Raw genomic sequence first — 2086 nt, 5'->3', positions numbered from 1 at the left:
ACTCTCTGCTATACTCAAGTACTATACACCAAACATATATTAATTATGGATAGTATTTATAGATATCTTTTCTGTGTATCAGCCTTTCAAAGGTTAGAATATTATCCTCAAATTTCAGTCCTGCCCGGTATTGGCCTAATCTAATTCTGTAGTAATGTGAATGGCCTTTTAGCTTTTTTAAGCCTGGTACATCTTTTAATGATTTGAACTCCAGTGACTCTTCAAAAACAAAACGCTCAATCTTGATCTTATCTCTTTGCTGAATAGAGGATAGTTCTTTGAGAAATTTTTTGTTTATCCGAATCTCCATTATGGGAAATCAAAGATTATCGTAATACTCTTTGGATTCGTTCAGTGACAATGAATCACCGGGGTCATTTTCTTCGATCAACTTAGCCAGTGCATGATCTTCCAAAGCTTGTTCGATTTTCTCAAATGTTCGGATATCAATTTGAACAGCTATAGGCCGTTTGTTTTCATCTGTAACGTATGTTTTCTTTATGTCGAGCATGTGGTTGTTTTCTCTAAAGGTACGGATTTATGTGATTTGTTTGTTGTTTCTTGTTTAGGGTTTAGGGGTTTAGGGTTTAGAAGTTTAGGGTTTAGAAGTTTAGGGTCACTATCTGTAAACTGATATTGTAATTGCACAAGTCCCTGCATGATTCTTCACTTATGGTGCTGCTGTCGGATAGGACGGCGTATGCGTTTAGTTGTAGTCGGTTATTTTTCCAGCACTTCCCAGTGGCCGCCTTTTGCGGGGCCGATGCGTTTGAGGAGGCCAAGCGCTTTCAGTTTTGCGATGTTCTCTTTGATTTTCCTTTGCGATAATCCAACTTTTTCAGCTAAATCCCTTGTTGATATTCCAGACTGTTCAATAATGTATTGCAGAATTAATCTCTGGTTATCGGTGACTCTATCGGTGACTCTATCGGTGACTTTATCGGTGACCTTACTGGTGCCATTTTCGTTGGAGTGTAAGGTAATACATGAACTTATCTTCATCGAAGTCTTTCCAATCGAAGTTGCTGCAAATTTGCTCATCGAACCTGACTTTTCCTGATTTAATGGCAAGTGAAAGGATCTCATTCCTTGTCATTTTTTGGGAATTTGCTCCCATTCGCATATAAAAACCTGTTGAACAGGAATAAGGCTTGTTTTTACCTTCAGGAATTTCAATTACCAATAAAGAATCCATTTCTGTAAGATCAATTAAAATTGAAGGATCACAATTATGAGCAATGTCCTGAATTTGAGATTTAAGCTTGTTATTAATTCCAATGCCCTTTAAAATACCAGTATCCGAAATTCCTAGATATATTGTACCACCAGAAGCATTTGCAAATGCCACAATCTCCTTTTGTATGCTTTTATCGAATGATTCTTTAAATTCGATATACTGCCCTTCACCTAATTCAAGCAGCTTGTCAATGCTTTTTGTGGAGTTGGTTGGCATTATTTATTTCTGATAAATGGTCAAGCGTTGAAGATTAAGATTAGGGTTCAGGTTGCAGGGTTTAGGATTTAGAGTTTAGGAGTTTAGAGTTTAGGGGTTTAGGGGTGCTATTTGCCATTGTTGGTTCTTTTTTGCTTTTTAATTCTATCGGCTGGCGGCAATTCGACTGACGACTCACGATTCATGAATGTGGTAGAGGCGAAGTCGAAGCAACCACAGATTATGCAGATTTACAAAGATTTTTTAAACACAGATTTTTTTTAAACACAGATTACACGGATTTACACAGATTTATTATTACACAGATTTACCGGCTTCGCTGGCAGTTGGTGCACTTAGTCGAATCCCGAGCGTAGCCAAAGAACTTTCTGCTACCGTAACTTCAAAAATCACTATTCGTTAATCGTTGATCGTCAATCAACTGGGGTTGCAGGGTTCAGATTGCAGGGTTTAGGGTTTAGAGTTTAGGGGTTTAGGGGTGCTATTTGCCATTTTTGGTTCTTTTTTGCTTTTTAATTCTATCGGCTAGCGCCAATCCGACTCACAACTCACTTCTCACCTCTCATCTCTCACCTCTCACCGCTCACCGCTCATGCTGCTGTATGATGTGTTGTAAAAATATGCCTGATCTTT

General features: G+C 38.3%; 3 protein-coding genes. All 3 read right to left on the bottom strand.

Annotated features, from left to right (window positions below; genetic code table 11):
- Positions 1-43: 43 nt before the first annotated feature.
- Entirely contained in the window at positions 44-310 is a 267-nt protein-coding gene (locus KKA81_17060; GenBank protein ID MBU2652638.1) for a type II toxin-antitoxin system RelE/ParE family toxin, read from the bottom strand.
- Positions 311-319: 9 nt separating this feature from the next.
- Positions 320-511, bottom strand: coding sequence for a hypothetical protein (locus tag KKA81_17055; GenBank protein MBU2652637.1), 192 nt, complete (start codon positions 509-511; stop codon positions 320-322).
- A gap of 209 nt (positions 512-720) precedes the next feature.
- Positions 721-1086, bottom strand: coding sequence for a winged helix-turn-helix transcriptional regulator (locus KKA81_17050; GenBank protein MBU2652636.1), 366 nt, complete (start codon positions 1084-1086; stop codon positions 721-723).
- Between the last annotated feature and the right edge of the window lie 1000 nt (positions 1087-2086).

It is taken from the genome of Bacteroidota bacterium (genome assembly GCA_018831055.1).
In the GTDB taxonomy this organism is placed as follows: domain Bacteria; phylum Bacteroidota; class Bacteroidia; order Bacteroidales; family B18-G4; genus M55B132.
This window is presented reverse-complemented; position numbering and strand designations above follow the sequence as displayed.

Bases quoted from the DNA above. Each gene is read 5' to 3' on its own strand.
- KKA81_17060 (MBU2652638.1), bottom strand. From the start codon at position 310: ATGGAGATTCGGATAAACAAAAAATTTCTCAAAGAACTATCCTCTATT.
- KKA81_17055 (MBU2652637.1), bottom strand. From the start codon at position 511: ATGCTCGACATAAAGAAAACATACGTTACAGATGAAAACAAACGGCCT.
- KKA81_17050 (MBU2652636.1), bottom strand. From the start codon at position 1,086: ATGAGATCCTTTCACTTGCCATTAAATCAGGAAAAGTCAGGTTCGATG.